The following is a 1155-nucleotide window of genomic DNA, read 5'->3' as shown; positions in this document are numbered from 1 at the left end:
CTGCAGCATGCGGCGAGCCGTTGTGCGCCATTGGTGCAAGCACAATGGCGAGCGCCAGTCGTCGCCCGGTCGCCGGCACCGCCGCGCGCTGATCTGCGCCATGGCGCCAAGGTACAGAAGCCGTCGCAGATATCGGTTTCCGGCTTTCGAGATCCGGCCCAATCGCTCCTTGCCGCCGCTCGAGTGTGGCTGCGGCGTGAGGCCGAGCCAGGCGGCGTAATCGCGGGCCGTGCGGAAGTTGTCGACCTCCGGCGTCGTCGCGGCGATCGCGCTTGCCGTGATGGCGCCAACGCCCGGGATCGTCGCCAGGCGTCGGGCGAGTGGGTCGGTCTTCTGTGCCGTCTCGATACGGTCGCTCACCTCGTCGATCTTCCCCTGCGTCTCCCGCAGCTGGTCGGCGAGCATATCGACGGCTGGCCGCGCCGCCGCCGGCAACTCGGCTGCCGCCGCGAGCAGCCGATCGACATTGTGGATGCCCTTCGCCATCACGATGCCGAACTCGGAGAGGTGCGCGCGGATCGTGTTCACCAACTGGGTGCGCTGGCGGACGAGGGTGAGCCCGCGAACGCGATCCGTCCGAGAGAGCGGGCGAACGCGTCTTGTGGTCCAGCAACGCGGCCTGGCGCTCCGCCGGCTTCACCGGCACGAAGCGCATCGTCGGCCGCGTGACCGCTTCGCAGATCGCCTCGGCATCGTTCGACGGGCTTGCGCGGCCGCATCTGCGGCCACGGTCCCGTCTCACCATCGGTTTTGCCGCGCTTGACATAGGGCTTCACGTAGGAGGGCGGCATGATGCGGACCTCGTGGCCGAGCGCCGTCAGCTCACGCGCCCAGTAGTGTGGTGAGGCGGATCAGCGGGGCGTCCGGGGAACGGCCCGCCCGCCGAACGCACAGGCTTCCATGCCGACGAGGCAGGGCTGCAGGGCCTCGAAGAAGGGCAGAACCTGGCTCCGCCGGAGCTTGCGCTTCAGGACCGCCGCGCCGTCCGCGCCGACGCCGTGCAGCTGAAACACGTTCTTGGCCAGATCGATCCCGATGGTGGTAGGCTGTTCAATGGATGGCTCCCTCGATGGGTCTGTGACAGCACCCAATGTGGCACATCGCGATGCCGGAAGCGGGGGCCATCCACCCCATCAATGGCGCGCAAATGGCAAC

The 1155-nt window shown here is 68.5% G+C and carries 2 protein-coding genes and 1 pseudogene; 1 reads left to right on the top strand and 2 read right to left on the bottom strand.

Annotated elements, in window-relative coordinates:
- The first annotated feature begins 7 nt into the window (after positions 1-7).
- Positions 8-220 carry a hypothetical protein gene (locus BU124_RS15225; protein WP_483880237.1) on the top strand — a complete coding sequence of 71 codons (213 nt, stop codon included), beginning with the start codon at positions 8-10 and terminating at the stop codon, positions 218-220.
- On the opposite strand, the pseudogene BU124_RS15220 reads toward BU124_RS15225, so the two are convergent.
- Positions 139-528: pseudogene (locus tag BU124_RS15220) on the bottom strand (transposase); the annotation flags it as partial. The gene BU124_RS15225 and the pseudogene BU124_RS15220 overlap by 82 nt on opposite strands.
- Before the next feature lie 323 nt (positions 529-851).
- Positions 852-1013 (bottom strand): transposase, encoded by a 162-nt coding sequence (locus BU124_RS15215; protein WP_143530019.1) that lies wholly within the window; start codon positions 1011-1013, stop codon positions 852-854.
- Positions 1014-1155: the final 142 nt, after the last annotated feature.

Origin of the sequence: Salibaculum halophilum, from assembly GCF_002094885.1 — a bacterium.
Classification (GTDB): Bacteria; Pseudomonadota; Alphaproteobacteria; order Rhodobacterales; family Rhodobacteraceae; genus Salibaculum; species Salibaculum halophilum.
This window is presented reverse-complemented; position numbering and strand designations above follow the sequence as displayed.

Bases quoted from the DNA above. Each gene is read 5' to 3' on its own strand.
- BU124_RS15225 (WP_483880237.1), top strand. From the start codon at position 8: ATGCGGCGAGCCGTTGTGCGCCATTGGTGCAAGCACAATGGCGAGCGC.